General features: G+C 27.9%; 19 protein-coding genes. 17 read left to right on the forward strand and 2 right to left on the reverse strand.

All coding sequences use genetic code 11. The annotated features are described in order from the left end of the window. Positions 1-126: 126 nt before the first annotated feature. Entirely contained in the window at positions 127-378 is a 252-nt protein-coding gene (locus tag BXQ17_RS07930) for a hypothetical protein (RefSeq protein WP_077810102.1), read from the reverse strand. A gap of 576 nt (positions 379-954) precedes the next feature. Between BXQ17_RS07930 and BXQ17_RS07935 the strand changes: the two genes are divergently transcribed. From BXQ17_RS07935 to BXQ17_RS08005, 15 genes are all read left to right on the forward strand, one after another. Then, positions 955-1,662 carry a hypothetical protein gene (locus BXQ17_RS07935; RefSeq protein ID WP_077810103.1) on the forward strand — a complete coding sequence of 236 codons (708 nt, stop codon included), beginning with the start codon at positions 955-957 and terminating at the stop codon, positions 1,660-1,662. A gap of 153 nt (positions 1,663-1,815) precedes the next feature. Further along, on the forward strand, positions 1,816-2,409 hold the full coding sequence (locus BXQ17_RS07940) for a hypothetical protein (protein ID WP_077810104.1): 594 nt from the start codon (positions 1,816-1,818) through the stop codon (positions 2,407-2,409). 161 nt (positions 2,410-2,570) lie between these two features. Then, positions 2,571-3,152, forward strand: a complete 582-nt coding sequence (locus tag BXQ17_RS07945) for a hypothetical protein (RefSeq protein ID WP_077810096.1) — start codon at positions 2,571-2,573, stop codon at positions 3,150-3,152. 170 nt (positions 3,153-3,322) lie between these two features. Next, positions 3,323-4,195, forward strand: a complete 873-nt coding sequence (locus BXQ17_RS07950) for a hypothetical protein (RefSeq protein ID WP_149025882.1) — start codon at positions 3,323-3,325, stop codon at positions 4,193-4,195. Positions 4,196-4,325: 130 nt separating this feature from the next. Beyond that, on the forward strand, positions 4,326-4,835 hold the full coding sequence (locus tag BXQ17_RS07955) for an Abi family protein (protein WP_077810106.1): 510 nt from the start codon (positions 4,326-4,328) through the stop codon (positions 4,833-4,835). A gap of 253 nt (positions 4,836-5,088) precedes the next feature. Beyond that, a complete protein-coding gene (locus BXQ17_RS07960; RefSeq protein WP_077810107.1) occupies positions 5,089-6,594 on the forward strand; it encodes a hypothetical protein in 1,506 nt (501 codons plus the stop codon). Continuing rightward, entirely contained in the window at positions 6,557-7,000 is a 444-nt protein-coding gene (locus BXQ17_RS07965) for an ASCH domain-containing protein (RefSeq protein WP_077810108.1), read from the forward strand. The genes BXQ17_RS07960 and BXQ17_RS07965 overlap by 38 nt, the downstream gene beginning before the upstream one ends. A 741-nt stretch (positions 7,001-7,741) precedes the next feature. Next, a complete protein-coding gene (locus tag BXQ17_RS07970) occupies positions 7,742-8,200 on the forward strand; it encodes a helix-turn-helix domain-containing protein (RefSeq protein WP_077809255.1) in 459 nt (152 codons plus the stop codon). Further along, entirely contained in the window at positions 8,146-8,994 is an 849-nt protein-coding gene (locus tag BXQ17_RS07975) for an IS3 family transposase (RefSeq protein ID WP_254712418.1), read from the forward strand. Before BXQ17_RS07970 ends, BXQ17_RS07975 begins: the two co-directional genes overlap by 55 nt. Positions 8,995-9,107: 113 nt before the next feature. After that, positions 9,108-9,737, forward strand: a complete 630-nt coding sequence (locus BXQ17_RS07980; RefSeq protein WP_077810109.1) for a hypothetical protein — start codon at positions 9,108-9,110, stop codon at positions 9,735-9,737. Positions 9,738-9,891: 154 nt separating this feature from the next. Next, a complete protein-coding gene (locus BXQ17_RS07985) occupies positions 9,892-10,422 on the forward strand; it encodes a hypothetical protein (RefSeq protein ID WP_077810110.1) in 531 nt (176 codons plus the stop codon). Between the two features lie 355 nt (positions 10,423-10,777). Beyond that, positions 10,778-11,812 (forward strand): leucine-rich repeat domain-containing protein, encoded by a 1,035-nt coding sequence (locus tag BXQ17_RS07990; protein ID WP_077810111.1) that lies wholly within the window; start codon positions 10,778-10,780, stop codon positions 11,810-11,812. A gap of 149 nt (positions 11,813-11,961) precedes the next feature. Continuing rightward, entirely contained in the window at positions 11,962-12,918 is a 957-nt protein-coding gene (locus BXQ17_RS07995; protein WP_077810112.1) for a hypothetical protein, read from the forward strand. A 199-nt stretch (positions 12,919-13,117) separates the two neighbouring features. After that, the gene (locus tag BXQ17_RS08000) at positions 13,118-13,612 is read left to right on the forward strand and encodes a hypothetical protein (protein ID WP_149025883.1); all 495 of its coding nucleotides are present in this window, start codon (positions 13,118-13,120) and stop codon (positions 13,610-13,612) included. 465 nt (positions 13,613-14,077) lie between these two features. After that, entirely contained in the window at positions 14,078-14,260 is a 183-nt protein-coding gene (locus BXQ17_RS08005) for a flagellar FlbD family protein (protein ID WP_077810114.1), read from the forward strand. Here BXQ17_RS08005 and BXQ17_RS14535 read toward each other — a convergent pair. Continuing rightward, entirely contained in the window at positions 14,235-14,396 is a 162-nt protein-coding gene (locus BXQ17_RS14535; protein ID WP_187661384.1) for a hypothetical protein, read from the reverse strand. The genes BXQ17_RS08005 and BXQ17_RS14535 overlap by 26 nt on opposite strands. A 785-nt stretch (positions 14,397-15,181) precedes the next feature. Here BXQ17_RS14535 and BXQ17_RS08010 point away from each other — a divergent pair. Further along, on the forward strand, positions 15,182-15,757 hold the full coding sequence (locus tag BXQ17_RS08010) for a DoxX family membrane protein (protein ID WP_077810115.1): 576 nt from the start codon (positions 15,182-15,184) through the stop codon (positions 15,755-15,757). Positions 15,758-15,904: 147 nt separating this feature from the next. Further along, positions 15,905-17,074, forward strand: a complete 1,170-nt coding sequence (locus BXQ17_RS08015; RefSeq protein ID WP_077810116.1) for a TlpA disulfide reductase family protein — start codon at positions 15,905-15,907, stop codon at positions 17,072-17,074. Positions 17,075-17,249 lie beyond the last annotated feature (175 nt).

The following is a 17,249-nucleotide window of genomic DNA, read 5'->3' on the forward strand; positions in this document are numbered from 1 at the left end:
AAAATTGCTACTTATAGCAGATTTACGAAACTTTTCCGTTTTTTTCTAAGTAAGTATTTATTTGTGTACTTTAGTGTTTAGAAACGCAAAATTCAATACACAAATGCGTTGTAAGTAATATAAATGCTAAGGCTTTATTTGTAAAACTTTATTACATTTCTTACAACTTGTGTATTTAGTATCGTAATATCTTGGCTCGTGTTCGCATTTAGACGTACTCACAACACCACATATACTTAATAAATTTTCCTTACCAAGTGCTTTAAGGTAGTTTTGTGCATCTTCTATTAAGTGCATAGATGTATTTTCGTCAATAGTTCCTTCCATATAACTATACCTTGCATAGTCTTGTAACAATTCTTCTAATGTGTTTATCATAATTTTTGGTTTATTTATTCGTAAAATTTACTAAGCATATCTGTAATACGTTGCCAAAAACTGTTCACACTCAATATCTGAAAAAAGGAATTTGTGATTTAAAGTTCTAAATTTTAAGGAAAAAATATAAAAATGCTAGAATGTGGAACACTCTCTCGCTCGTGAAAATTTGTAAAATTGGGAAAATTTAGAAATTTAAAAAAGAGAATTTTATTACTCAAACTCTAAAAACAAAAATCCGGAATTCTTACTCGAAATCTGAATTTAGCAAGTTTGCGGAATTGAGTAAAATATGAAAAATCAGAATTGCGGAATTTACTCAAACTCTGAATTAAAAATTAGCGGAAAACTCACTCAAATGTTGAATTCTGTAAAATGGAAAAATGAATAGCACGAAATTATAAAAAATAAAAAACAGCTATTTGGCAACACCGTGTATAAAAAATTGCTTAATTTTAGCTTAAACTAAAGTTTGTTGCATTTTTATAAACTTTGATTTTCCTGCGGAAAATCTGCCGTTGATAAAAACGCAACTTTCCATAACACAAACACGTTGTAGCGCATTTAAGAGAAACTTTGGAACTGATAGAAAAAGACATAGAAAAATGGATTAAACCTTACGCAACAATTGTTGGGAATAAAAACGATGTTGAGATAGAATTGAGGAAACAAAATCCAGCGGAATACTTTTTGAGACTGACGTTGCCAAATAATTTTCAAGAATATGCAATTGCTTTGCATTCGTTTTGGATAAATAATAGAATTCCAAAAGAAAAAATTATAATTAGAGAATTATCTAACGAAGAATACCCTGAAGACGATTTCTCTCGTGTTACTTGGATAGATTTTCACGAGCGAAAAAAACGAGAATTTGACTTAAACAAAGCAATTATGGAAAGTATTGAACATACTCATCCTTACGATAAGCAATTAAACAATGAATTATATCCTGGAGAAGGATTAATGGATAAAGAACATTTAATTAGTTTAGTAGAAGTTGTAAACGAAATATATGGAAATCAAGAAATTGAACTCTTTTATACTTTTCTTGCTACGAAAAGTTGGGAAAAGGATTTGGTTTATAGTGGAAAAATAAGCACACTTCCGAAACTATTTGAAAAAGAAAATTTAAGATTAACACCAAGTTTGATTTACCCGAAAGATAAAAATTGGGTTGTAAATACTGACTATGATTTAGCTTTTTCAACTATCGGAGGAGAAACTAAACTAATTTCGGAACTCACAAAGAGGAATCCGAATGGAATTATAAAAATAGAACGATAAAAAACGTGCTACAACACCATATATAATTTATTGCTAGTTCTAGCCTACTTACGAAAATCCTCACGGATTTTCTTGGTCTGTAATTATTTACTAAATTAATTGCTAAATTCACGCAACAAACCATATATAAACACGTTGGCAAACATTTGAAAAATGAAAAAACTTACATTAATATTAATAGCTTTTCTAAGTCTGAACATTTACGGACAAAATATCAGTCTAAATAATTTAATAGAATTTAAAAATCAAAGCTTTGGAAAGATTGAGGACTTTTTAGTTCTGAAAAATTGGGAATTAAATAAAAAGATAAACTCAAAAGGAAAATATGAAGGTCTCTTAAGTCAAAAGTCTTTTTACTTTAAGAGTAAGGAAAACCAGAAAAGTTCAATCTTTATAAACAAGATTTTTGACGAAAATATGGTATACCTAACTACAGAAAGAAAATCCTTATATCTAAAAGTTTTACAGGAAATAAAAGATTATGGTTATAAAATTACTGACGAAGATGTATTTGCAACTTTAAACAAAAATAAAAAACTTAAAGAATTTCGAGAAAAAAGAAAAAAGTATAAAGTTGGAGACAAGATAACAGTTGAAAATGAATCTATTTCAAAAAAATATTATAATGGATACACCAGTATTAAAATGAGTATTATAAGATATAAAGTTGTTGAAAGTATAAACTCTGAAAAAAAACCAGTAAAACTGAGTGAAAAAGTTAAAACTGAATATCGAATTGAATTATAAAAACGATTTGCCAACAATGTATAACCGCAATTACGGCGGATTCGACTACGTCCGAATCCACTCGAAATTGCTAAAGTTGGTGTTTAATCCGAAAAGTTCATGTATATTTATCCGTAACTGACGGTTATACGAGACCGTTGGCAACAATATAACCCAAATCAATGGAAGTACTTTTTCACTTCATATTTCAGTTAATTAAAATAGGAATTCTTGCATCGATTTATTCTTTTATTTTAATCGGAATTTTATTAATTATTGGAAAATTTAAATCGACTGAATTTATAAAAAGAGTAAAAGCGGAAAAGAAAAAATATTGGTTTTCTTTTGGTTTCTTAATCTCAATTGGACTTTTTATTTTCTCGTTTACATATTGGGGAAATCACGGACTTGGAGATGGACCAATGATTCCAATCGGACATTGGGAAACGATTGAAAATACAAATTGGACTGAATACGGATATTTGAAAGGACAAAAAACCAGCGACGGAATTGATATAGAAACGACACAATTTAAAGTTACGAATGACAAATTATGTGGGAATCTAAAAAGTTGGTTTTATGACTTTGAGAACACATATTTTGTGTTGGACTTGAAAACAGACGAAATCACTGAATTCAAAACGGAATCTGAATTTAATGAATATGCGGAAAATAATAAATTGCCAAATTCAAATGAACTTTTGAGTTTTGAAGAGAATTATAGAAACCATTGGAGCGGAATAAGATTTCTGCTGTTACCATAAAAAGAAAAAATACTGTTGCCAACACCGTATATAATTTATTGCTAGTTCTAGCCTACTTACGAAAATCCTCGCGGATTTTCTATTCGGTTTTTATTTGCTAAATTAGGTGCTTAAACCACGCAACAAACCATATACAATCACGTTGTGTGTAATTAAAAAAAACTCTCGAATTGAAAAGAATAATTGGAATTTTATTGATAATGACCTCTTTGTTTTCTTGCAAGAATTCAAATATCGAATCAATCAAATTTGAGAAAAAATTATTATCTAAAATTGAGGAAAATGGAAAGAAATTTATTGAGTCAAAAGAAAAACAATATTTAGATTTTAAGGAATTAACTGAATTCGATTGGGATTTTTTTAAATATATTTCAGCAAATGAAAGTGTTCCAGTTCTAAAAGACGAAATCAAATGCGAATTAAATTTAGATTTTGAAACGAGTGATTTAAATATAAATAAATCAAGATTTTATTTTTTTAAAAACAATAAATTTATAAAGGAATTAGAAATAAGTCACAATGACAAAGTTCATTTTTATTTCACAAATTACTGTTCTGAAAAAGAATATTATGAAAGTAAGTTTATTGCAACAAACAGTTCCAGAAAATTTGAAAACTCAGAAACTATATTACATCCAATTTGTGAATCAAGAATATATAAAAGTCAACAATTAATTGAATATTATGATTATAAATTTCTTGTTTCAAGTTATATAACAAAAGACAAAGGAAAAACTTATGAATATAATATTGCCGAAAAAAAACTAACTGACTCTATTGGAATTGGTAAAGTTTTTAATAAAAAAATCTATAATGAAAACGGAACAATAAAAATATCTTTTGACATTATAAAAGACCGAACAAACAAGCCGAAAAATTTTATATTCGTGAAAGAAAATAAGATATTAATAAATCCAATCTTCTCTGAGAGTTGCTATAAAAATTCTGGAGAGAATGTAATTTTTCATTGTGAATATGAATTTTTGGAAAATGAATTTAAATCAACAGAATTTGAAATAAAAACTACACACAACACTGTATAAACTTTATTGCTGCTAAATTTTTCCTTCGGAAAAATACGCAGGCACAAAGTTGTTTAATAATTTGCTTATTTTTAGCATAACAAAAACGCAACAAAGCTTATACCAAAACGTTAGCAAACAGTTGGACAAAATGAACGCAAAAGAAATAGAAGAATATTCAGAAACTTGTGACATTGCAAGAGGTGTAATTATATCAGTTGGATATAAATTAGAACTAGCAATATCAAATTGTTTGACTTTGCATTTCGCTAAAGAAAAAACTGAATATGACTTTTTCAGGTTCTTTATGACTGATACATTAACTTTTGAAAATAAAAAGTACATTTTTTCATCATTACGAAAAGACAAAAAAATAGAACTTAAAAATGATTACCAAAAATTAGTATATGACATAGATTACGTTCAAAATTTAAGGAACTTAATGGCTCATTCTGATATTGTTATTAATGATAAATCTTTGAGTATGTTTAAAGAAAATCAATTAACTTTTAAAAACTTAACTCATAAGAAATGGCAAAGAGATATACTACTTAATATAGGAGATAGAATCAATCAGACTCCTGAAAGACTCATTTTCTCCATGACAGAGTTTTTGAAGGCGTCTGATAGAATCAGGAATGTGCTTCCCATCAGAATTTAAAGCCCACTCTAATCTTTGTTGAATAGTAACTTCAATATCACCATTTTCATCAATTTTAATATTTTTATTATCAAAAACCATAACAAAACAAAACCGATTTGCTAACACCGTATAAAATTAATAAGGGCGGTATTGCTTTTTTAAAATTAATATTTATTTGCTAATTAAAGCTTTGTATAAGATTATTTTATAATAACCCTTACTAATCTTATACAATCACGTTGCCAGCAATTTAAAAAAACACCGTAACTAATTGAGAATTTTAATTGATACAAACATCTTAATCGAACTTGAAGACAATCGAGTTATTACGGATAATTTCGCCAAATTTTACAGAATTGCAAACACAAACAATTGTGATATACTGTATCATCCCAAAGCTATACCAGTTGATGTTAATAGAGATAAAGATACTAAGAGAAAAGAAATAATTATCTCAAAACTCAACAAATATCAACCTTTAGAAGATTATGCAAAACCGAACACTGAATTTAATTCACAACTAAAAAATAGAAAAGTAAATGACGAAATTGATAATAGACAGCTTTATCAATTAAAAAAAGGCTTTGTCGACTATTTTGTTACTCAAGACAATGGAATTCACAAAAATGCTATAAAACTAAATCTAACCAATCGAGTCCTTACAATTGAACACGCTTTAAAACTTCTCGAAGAACAATTTACTTTCAAAATACCATCTCATCCAATTCTCAGAGAACATAGTATTCGCGAAATTGAAACAAAATTTAATAGCTCATTTTTTGATAGCTTAAGAGAAGATTATGGAGAAAAAGAATTCAATTCTTGGTTACAAAAATGTGCTACGAAAAACAGAAAATGTTATTCATTAATCGTTGATGATAATTTACAAGCGATACTAATTTATAATATTGAGAAAGTTGAAGACCACCAATTACCAAAAATATTTGATAAGGCACTCAAAATTTGCACATTAAAAGTAGATGACACGGCTTTTGGAATAAAGTTAGGAGAACTTTTTCTAAACAAAATGTTTGAATTATGTATAAATTCTAGGATTAAGTATTTATACTTAACAGTTTACGAAAAACAAGAACATCTAATAAAGCTACTTGAAAAATTTGGTTTTTATAGAAGTGATTTTAAAAATAGTCAAGGCTTAACCGAGATTAGAATGATAAAATGTTTAGACAAAAGCAAAATCAGTATTACAGAAAATACTATTTCAGCTCATCCATTTTATTTAAATAATTCAACAGTTAAAAAGTATGTAATTCCAATTCGTCCAGATTTTTATGGCTCTTTATTTAAAGACGGTAAATTAAGACCACCTACTCTATTTGATAAAGCACCTGATAGTATAAATGAAATTCAAGGAAACACAATTGTAAAAGCCTACATTTCCAATTCAAAAAACAAAAGACCGAATAAAGGAGATTTGTTGTTTTTCTATTCATCTAAAACCAATCAAGTAATTGAGCCCTTTGGTGTTTTGGAAACTATAGAAATTATTAATGATTTCGATAAATTATGGAAAACTGTAAGAAAGAAAACTGTATTTACAGAAACGGAGTTACGTAGTTGGTTAGAAGAGAAAAAAGAATTACACGTAATTACATTTAGGCTTATCGCATATTTGAAAAAAAATATTAGCTTACAAAAAATTAAAACAATAGATAGCTTTAAAAACAAGTTACAAACGATAACAGAATTAAAAGAAACTGATTACATCAAATTAAACAATGAAGGATACTTTGACAAGCGTTATATTATCAATTAAACCAGTTTATGCACAGGCAATTATGTCAGGAACTAAAAAGGTTGAGTTTAGAAAAAAAATTTTTAAAAGACCAGTTGACAAAATTTTTGTTTACTCTTCATCACCAGAAAAGAAGATAATTGGATTTTTTACGATTAAGGAAATAATAGAAAATAGTCCAGAAAAACTTTGGGACGAATTTAATAAGGTTGGAGGTATTGAAAAAGAAGATTTTTTTAACTACTATCAAGATTCTAAAACTGGATTCTCAATAAAAATATTGGAAGTTGAGAAATTTGGAGATGGAATTGACCCAGCTGACTTTTTTGAAAATTTTTGCGCACCACAATCATTTATATATTTAGAAGAAAAGACAGCAATGAATATGGAGGAAAAAACTGCTGGCAACAACGTATATAACTCATAGCTAATTAGTTGCTTAATCAAAGTTAAGGCATATTTGCAAGTCCGCCAAATTTTTAAATTTGGCTTATTGATAAAAAAGGTAATAAGAAAAATTTAAAAATTCGGCTCGTGCTTAACCGAATAGTTATCGCTAATTTACACGCTACGAGCCATATACAAAACCGTTGCAAAAAACTGCGCTCACTCAAACGTGGGAATGAAAAAATTGCGATTTAATGTTCTTTAAAATTGTGAAAAAGTGGAATTTTAAAAAGTTGAACACTCTCTCGCTAGCAAAATTCAACACGTGAATTTTGCAAATTGTGGGAATTGTAAAACGTGTGAATTTACTCAAACTCTGAAAATATGAATTGGGAATTATAACTCAAACTCTGAATTGAAAAAGTTTGCGGAATTGAGCAAAATGTGGAAAATCTGAATTGTGTGAATTCACTCAAATTCTGAATATTTAATTTTTTGGAATTTATACTCAAAGTGTTGAATTCAAAAAAACTGAAAAGTTCTGAAAAAACAAAAATTATGAAAATAAAAAACAGCTATTTTGCAACACCGTGTATAAAAAATTGCTATTTTTAGCTTAATCAAAGGTTGTTGCTTTTTTGCAATCTTATATTTTCCTTCGGAAAATAACGATGGCACAAAATCGCAACTTTCCATAACACAAACACGTTAGGTAACATTTGAGGGATGAACTGTCCTGAAATAGGTTGACTAAAAATTAATCATTTAATTATAGTCACTTATGAAAACAAAAAATGAACCCTGGCGAAAAAGAACCTATCAAAAAGTAACTCTTGAAACTAAACTTTTAGTCGTTGACCAAATTGTTAACGGACAAATATCCAGAAGTAACGCTTCTAAAAAATACGAGGTTCCTAGAACTACAATCTCATACTGGATTAGAATTTATAGTACCTTAGCTCAACAAAATATGGGTATGAGTAAAAACGAGGAAATTAAAAGACTTAAAGAAAAAATCGAAGAACTAGAGTTTCAAAAGGACTTTCAGCAAGACATAATCGCGGATATGGAACTCATTACTGGTGTGGATTTGTCAAAAAAGTCGTTACCCAAAACATTAGCAAAAGAGATAGAGCGAAAAAAGAAAGACCGTATAAAAGAAAATGGCTCTATGGATGTTTTGGGATCAGTAAACAAGCTTTCTACAAAAGAATTAACAAACAAAAAAAGCAAAAAGTAGCCCACCAAAAACTTACCTTAATGGTCAAGAATTACCGCAAGAAAGTAAGTTCTAAAACTGGTGGAATTAAACTCTACAAAGAACTTAAAGCTGAGTTTATTAAAGCTGATATCAAAATGGGTAGAGACAAGTTCTATCGCTTCCTAAGACTCAATAATTTATTAATTCCTAAGCGTAAAAACTACGTTACAACCACTAACTCTAACCATATGTACAGAAAATATAAAAACCTCGTAAAAGACCACGTCCCTAATCGACCAGAACAACTATGGGTAAGCGACATCACATACATTAAAACCGAAAATGGATACAATTACCTAGCACTAGTGACTGATGCCTATTCCAAGAAAATCATGGGTTATAAAATAGATAATCATATGAGAACGGTACTTTGCTTAGAGGCTCTTAAAATGGCCATTAAAAACAGAAAATATCCTAAGCAACAACTCATTCATCATTCAGATAGAGGATTCCAATACTGCAATCCTAAGTACACCAAATTTGCTGAAAGTAATGGGATAACTATGAGTATGACCGAGCAATACGACCCTTATGAAAACGCTGTAGCTGAACGTATAAACAGAACTCTTAAATACGAATATGGATTAAAGCAAACCATCAAAAACACTACAATAGCCAAGGAGATGACTGATCAGGCTGTATATATCTATAACAACCTGAGAACCCATTTTAGCCTAGACTTAAGAAAACCTACTGAAGTACATCTAAATCCTAATTTAAAATACAAGTCCTATCGAAAAAATAATGTAAATTTACCTGAACTATCGTTTTGAAAACAAACCTAGTTCAAATTATTTTTTTTGCCTTCTAAACGGCTAAAAAAAATCGTTTGAACGTGTCGAAAATCATAAAAAAAAGGTCAACCTATTTCAGTATAATACAGGAAATGAAAGAGAACAATAGAATTTTAAGAGAATTAATTGAAAATTCTTCAGCATTTCAAAACAACTCGTTTGAAAAGAATTCTGAAAATATTCGTGAGCAAATAATGTTGAATAGAGAATTAATTGAACCTTTTGAAACTTGGAATAAATCAGCTGAATTTGACAAAATTTTACTTAATGAATTAAAACATCAACAAGAAAAACTAATCAAGTTTTTTAATAAAAATTGGAACTTTAATAACAAATTTGAAAAATTACTTGATTTTAATAATGTTTATGAATCCCAAACAGAAATAGGAATTGAGTGGCACGCTAATTCAGCAATTCCACATATTTATAAATATCTTATACAATTTGAAAAAAATGGATTTTTCAAACTAAAAATAGGTTATCCTAATTTCTATGAAGAAAGTATTTTAGAATTAAAATCTTTAAAAACAAACTATAGAAATTTATATCAGTTAAATGAAGGAGGAAAAATTTCTATGAAATCAAAATATTTTGAGCTTGAAGGAAATATAATTGGAGAAGGAATAATTGACAAAAAAATAAACTTGAGAGATTATAAAGATAGAGAGAGATTTACTGACCCAAAAATGCTGACAATAGTGAAAAGAAAAAACGTTACCTAACACTGTATAAACTTTATTGCTGCTAAATTTTTCCTTCGGAAAAATACGCAGGCACAAAGTTGTTTAATATTTTGCTTACTTTTAGCATAGCAAAACGCAACAAAGCTTATACTAAAACGTTAGGCGTAATGTCAAAAAAAACGAACGTAATGAAATGATATTAAGTAATATAAAAGATAATTTTTATAGTTTTTTAAAATTACAGAAAGACGAACTTAAACGTGAAGAGTTAAATGATTATTCTCTTAAAGTTTATAAATATTTAAAAAGACATAACAAAGAGTTATTAAAAAATATATCATTAGAAAAATCGAATTTTGGAAAAAAGTATATTTCGGTTGAACTAAAACCAAAAAATGAAAATACTGTTGCTAATTTATACTTTGAAACTGAAAATAACGAATTAACTGTTGGGTTTGGTAATTTTCATAGCCATTATGATAATTTTGCAGAACTGAATTTCAAAAAGGAACTGAAAAAAGCACTTGAAAATTTTTATAAATTATTAAAAGACGAATTATTTGTTGTTTCTGCTGGTGGTGGAGTATCAACACTTTTGACAAATAAAGAAATAGAAATTCTTGAAAGTGGGAAAAATCTTGAACATTTTAATTATGATTGTATTACATATTATATAACTTCGTGGAGCGGAAAACACGACAGAACATTTAAAAAACCAAGTTGAAAAAGAAGTATTGAAAAGTAAAAACACTACGCCTAACACCGTGTAAAAAAAATTGCTTAATTTTAGCTTAACCAAAACTTGTTGCATTTTTGTAAACTGCTATTTTCCTTCGGAAAATTGCCGTTCACTTTAAACGCAACTTTCCATAACACAACAACGTTAGGTGCAATTACTCTAAAACATCAAAATTTAAGCTATTAATAGAAAAAAAACATATCAATTTTTAATTATCCTTCTAATATTATTTTTAGGAATTTCTTGTAATAAAGAAAAAAGAAATCTGAGTTCTAAAAATGCACCTATAGAATTTAAAGAAACTGAAAATTATGAAATTCTAGTCACTGGAGGATTTAATATGTATCAAGATTTAAGTTATGCTGTTCCATTAATAAAATTCAATTTAACTGACTCTTTACTCTCATTAAAATTCAGTTCTGAAAGGACTATCAAAATAAAATCAATTGATACTGTTCTACCTTTATTAATAAATTTAAGTAAGAAATTAAATAACAATCTAAATTCCAAGAATTTAAAACCATACCATTTTTACAATCCTTATTTTAGAGCATCAGAATCAATTGATTTAATAACAAATAACAAAGAGAAAACTGAAAGGAAACAAATTTCTGGTCATAGATTTACAAAAGAAAAGAACATTAATTATTTGGAACTTGATAGTACTGATCTGAAAATTTCTTATTATTTACATAAATACTTAATCTCTATTGCTGAAAATCATTGGAAAGATTCAATATCTTCTCAAAATTTAAAAGAAGTCTTTTCAATTTCAAACGCTTTAGAAAATCCTGAAAGTGTATATAAATTAAATTTACGAAGGAAAAGAATTAAATCAATTCCACCTGAAATAGGAAAATTAAAAAATTTAGAAGTTTTAATTATTTCTGGTTCAACTATTAAATCTCTTCCTAAAGAAATTGAGAATTGCAAGAAATTAAAATCAATTATTGCAAATTCAAGTCAATTAGAAGAATTACCTTCTTCTTTGGGAAATTTGAAAAATCTTAGAACTTTAAAAGTTGTTTACTGTAACTTAAAATCTATCCCTAAAGAAATTGGGAATATTAAAAGTTTATGGGAATTATCAATTGGACACAACAAAATTAAAAAATTGCCAAATGAGTTGGCTGAATTGAAAAACCTGACTTGGTTAGATATTAGTAACAATAATTTTGAAGAATTTCCTAATTCTATTTTGCAAATGGAAAATCTAAAAAGATTTTGGATGTTTGGAAACAATATTAAAAAAATTCCTTTCGAAATCAATAAACTAAACTATTTAGACCACATAAGATTGAATAAGAAAAAAATTGAAAATATAGATTCATTAGAAATAATAACGCCTGAAGTAATGTTCTTGAATAAGGAATAAAACTGCACCTAACACCGTATATAATTTATTGCTAGTTCTAGCCTACTTACGAAAATCCTCGCGGATTTTCTATTCGGTTTTTATTTGCTAAATTAGTTGCTTAACCACGCAACAAACCATATACAACAACGTTGCCAACAATTTAAAAAATGAACAGACAATTAAAGAACATACTTATTGCCATTGGAATTCCAACTCTTTATGCAATAGTTTTAAGATTAGCTTTCGGAGTTAAAGATTGGAATGAATTATTTTCTGTAATGTCTGTTACATTCCTTTTTCTTCTTCCAACAATAGTCGGTGCATTAACCGTTTATCTTTCAGATAAAAATAAAGTTGAAAAACTATGGTATCGAATTTTCACACCTTGGATTCCAATAATTTTATTTCTCATTATCACACTTGCTTTAGCAATTGAAGGTTGGGCGTGTTGGTTAATGATTCTTCCTATTTTCTTAATAGCTGCATCAATTGGAGGATTAATTGGAGGTTATTTAAAATTAAAAAGAAGAAATGACAGACTAAACATTTCGTTACTAATTCTTATTCCATTCCTAATTTCACCAGTTGAACAATTAATTGAAAAGATTCCAGGAACATATAAAGCTTATACTTATATAGATATTAATTCAAGTGCTGAGAAAATCTGGGAAAATGTAACAAGAGTTAAAACGATTGAAAAAAATGAAGATACTGGATATTTGACAGAATTTTTGGGATTCCCAAGACCTTTAAAAGCTGAATTAAATTATAATGGAGTTGGTGCTTATCGAGAAGCAATTTTCACAAACGGACTAATATTTAGAGAAACCGTTACAGAATATGAGGAGAATAAGAAAATGGTCTTTTCAATTAAGGCTAATACTTACGAAATACCATCTACGACTCTTGACGAACACATTCTAATCGGAGGAGAATATTTTGATGTACTAAATGGGACATATGAACTTGAAAAACTTACTGAAGGAAAATATCGTTTACATTTATATAGTAATTTCAAAATGAATACAACTTTTAATTTTTATGCTGGTTGGTGGGGAAAAATAATAATGAAAGATATTCAAAACAATATACTGAAAGTTGAAAAGAAACGAGCAGAAGAATAAAAAACTGGTGGCAACACCGTATATAATTTATTGCTGGCTTCTCGCCTACTTACGAAAGTCCTCACGGACTTTCTTGGTCGGTAATTATTTACTAAATTAGTTGCTTAAACCACGCAACAAACCATATACAAAAACGTTGTGTACAAAACCCACTCTTACGTAGAGGGAGAATAGAATTGCCCATTGAAAAATTTAACGAATGAATATAGATAAGAAAAGACATATTTTACTCAAAATATTGTCTGAAAAAACAAACAATGCTAAAATTAACAATGAGCAATGCATAGGTTTGAGTAACAATGAAATATTTGAACTTTTAAATATTGACAGATATGAATTAGAAGTAATTGCGTCTGAATTTTACGAAAACAAAGAAGTGAACTTTTATGCAATGTACGGAATAAAAAGAGGTTTATCCATCACAACAAAAGGAACATCATCTTATTCTACTAAAAAATACTTAAAAAGGTATAAATCTGAAAATATTAATAAAGCAAAAGACTTGGTAACTATAATAATACCTGTAATTTCAGTTATTATATCGTTAATAATTTTATACACATCCAAATCAGAAGTATCGGATATGAAACAGCAACAAATATTAATAGAAAAAACTCAAGATAGTATAGGAAATCGCTTAAATCAAATGAATGAATTTTATATAAATCAGACTTCTGATTCTTTGAAAAAATAGATTTAAACCAACTCATAACATATAATTAAAACAGTAAAATTCGTCAACAAATTACTCATAACCTGTTGATAACTTAATTCTTGTAAAGTTTAATATAACTTTGTAAATATCAAATTAATTACTCAAATCCGAAGTCTTTCCAATTAAAAACAAAAAGACATTTAAGATTATGAGTAGTGAAAGAAACCATCGATTCAAAGTGATGAATGGTTTCGAAATGAAAGGTTAATTAGAGCAGTAGCGAACTGGATTTTTCTAATTTACCGTATCCAAAATAAATTTTTCAGTAAATATTGTATTACCAACAATTAATGAAATACAATAAATATATTAAAACAAAGGAATTTATAAGCTGTGTAATAATTATCTTTATTTCTAACATTTTTAACTGAAAATAAAGAAAGCTTACTTAAATCTATTTTTTTAAAAAAACTCATAACATAAAACGTACTAAAACAAATAAATATGAAAACAATCGAATTAAATCTTTCTAACGGAAATAAAATAACTGTGGTTAAAGATAAAATTGAAACTATAAAGTCAAATCCAAATGAAAACGCAAATTGTTGGATAACTTTAACATCTGGAAAATCATTAGCTTTAACGGAGACTGTTGAGCAAATTAAAGAATATCTTTCTGAACAATAGAATTATGTTCTAATGAATTTAAAACATCATTTATAATTTCTTTTGCATCTCCGAAAGTTTGACCTTTTAATAGTTTTAGAATTTCTTTTTCTATTTTAGCTACTGAATTTTCGTCAACATTTGAAAGTTTTTGCATCTGAATAGTTCTGTACACAACACCGTATAAAATTAATTGCTACTCATTGCTTATCATAAAAATATAATAAACTCGTGTAGATGTTGCTTTTTTTAAAGATTAAACTTGTTTAACGCAACTAATGTTATACAAACACGTTAGAGAAAACAGTGCCAAACGAAGTTTAGTGCATTTTTAAAGCTGAATTACCTCAACCTCAACTAAAAAATTTCTTGTTGAATATTAGATATAAAGTCCTTTTTTTGGGATTTAAACGCATCAAATGCTTCTGCTTTTTTAAACAAATAATTGAAACCAGAAACTAGAAGTCGAATTGATTTTTTGAAACAAAATTTTTCATCGATTTTTTTTTTGAGTTGTTTATAAGTAAAATGTTAGTGCTTTATTTGGAAAATATTTGTTTGCGTTCTGATTCAATCTAATCCAAAAAAAACTAATCACTTATCCACCTTTTTTCCTAAATCTAAATGCTAAGAAACTTAGTCAATTTTTGCAAATAAATTGTATTTTAAGTAAATATTTAGATACTTAGTTCAATTGCATTCTGCTTCGATTTTTAACGAAAAAAAGAAACATGTATTTTAAGGTAAGTAAGTGATCAACTTTTACTTTTAGCGGCACTGCTCTATCTAACAACGTGTATTAAAAATTGCTACCTATAGCTTGTTTACGAAAACTTTACCTTTTTTTCTAAGTGAGTATTTATTTGTGTACTTTAGTGTTTTAAAAACGCAAAATTCAATACACAAATGCGTTGCCATTAATTTGAGAAAAACAGAACGAAATTGAAAAAAGAAAAAATAATTGACTTTGGAATTTTAGCTTTACGATGGTATTTGATTTTCTATATGATTAGTTACGGGTGGAGTAAATTGACATTAAGCCAATTTGGAGTTCACGATTCGTCAATTTTGGAAAAACCAATTAAAGATATTGATAGTTTTTATGTGGCTTGGCATTTGTATGGCAGAAGTACTTTTTTCAATATTTCAACCGGAATTTTAGAAATTATAGGTGGAATACTAATAATTTTCAATAGAACTTTAATTATTGGTACGTTATTAGTTTTATCAATATTGGTACAGATCTTAATAATTGATATTGCCTTTACAACAGGAGTATTAGGATTGGCACTTCCCATAAGAATTGGAGGAATGATATTGTCAAATTTATTAATTCTCTATTATTATAAAGAGAAAATAATAATTATGTGGCAAAATTTAACAAAAGGAATAACCACAAAATTTAAATACAAGTGGTGGATATATTTGATTTTACCAATAATTGGATTTTTAATGGATTTTGTAATTGTAATTCTAACACTGCCAATTAAAATGCTTTTAAATTGGTTTGGGAATTAAAAACTAATGGCAACAACGTACAAAATTAATTGCTAGCTTTTTGCTTACTTACGAAAATCCTCTCGGATTTTCTTTGTCAGTAATTATTTAGTAAATTTAGTGCATAAACCACGCAACTAACCTTGTACAAACACGTTACCCACAATTATGAAAAAAACCTTTGCGATAACATTAATGATTTTTTCTCTGATTTTTACTTCTTGTAAAAAAGGAAAAAAAACAGCTGAAAAAGAAAACTCTGAAATTGAATTCGTTATTCTTGGAACAGCTAAAAACGGAGACGGAAAGAAATTAGGCCTTCATATTCCGAGTTTAGGAATGGACAATCGACTAACTTCCGAAATTGTAAATGGTAAATTTGAATTTAAAGGCACTCTACAAAATCCAGAAAGAGCAGAAATTGCTTTCGATAATGAATTAGAAGAATTCGATGGAATGTACTCTGTTTATGATGTCTATTTAACTAAAGATACTTTAAGAATAAATGTTACTGTTGATGAAAGGGACGACAATCTCTATTTTTCAGAGAATTCATTTGAGGATAATGGAGTAAACACTTATTATCAAAAGAACAAAAATAAATATTGGGAAGCATATAATGGTTTGTCTTATAATCCAAGAGATAGTATTCAGATGGATAGTTTGAGAAAATATGTTTTCCCTAAAGTCCGAGAAAATGTAATCAAAGTAAATACAGAAATTTTTAGCGATAAAAAGAATACTATTATTGGTTTAAATAATTTGAAATATATTTTTGATGACAGATTTGTTTTTGACTTAAATGAAATGAGTAATGAACAAAAAAAATCAATTAATGATTACTTTAATAGTATTGATAAGTCATACATAAATTCACCAGATTATACAGTTGTAAGTTCACATATAAAAAGAATGAATAACAAAAATTTCGGCAAGGAATTTATGGATTTTAGTTTACCAAACATTGCTAAAAAAGAAACTCAATTAGCCGAAATCATATCAAAAAATGAATTTACAGTTTTAGACTTTTGGTGGTCAGGTTGCGCACCTTGCAGAAAATTTAATCAAGAAAGTAAAGAACATTATAAAGAACTAAAAGAAAGCGGAATTGAAATAGTGTCTATTAACGTAGATGACGGAATGAAAAAATGGCAAAGAGCATCTGTAAAAGATAGTATTGAATGGATTAATCTTTATGCTGGAACAAATTCAAAAATTCAAGCAGACTACAATGTTGTGGCTTTTCCGACTACGATAATATTTGATAAAGATAAAAAACGAGTGGATTTTGAATTTCATAAAGCGACTGAACTTTTGAAACTAAAATCGAAAAAATAACTGTGGGTAACAACGTATATAATCCATTGCTAGTGAGAGCCTACTTACGAAAATCCTCGCGGATTTTCTATTCGGTTTTTATTTGCTAAATTACGTGCTAAACCACGCAACAAACCATATACAAAACCGTTGTGTACAAAACCCACTCTTACGTAGAGGGAGAATAGAATTGCCC

Origin of the sequence: Polaribacter sp. BM10 (genome assembly GCF_002005425.1) — a bacterium.
Taxonomy (GTDB): domain Bacteria; phylum Bacteroidota; class Bacteroidia; order Flavobacteriales; family Flavobacteriaceae; genus Polaribacter; species Polaribacter marinaquae.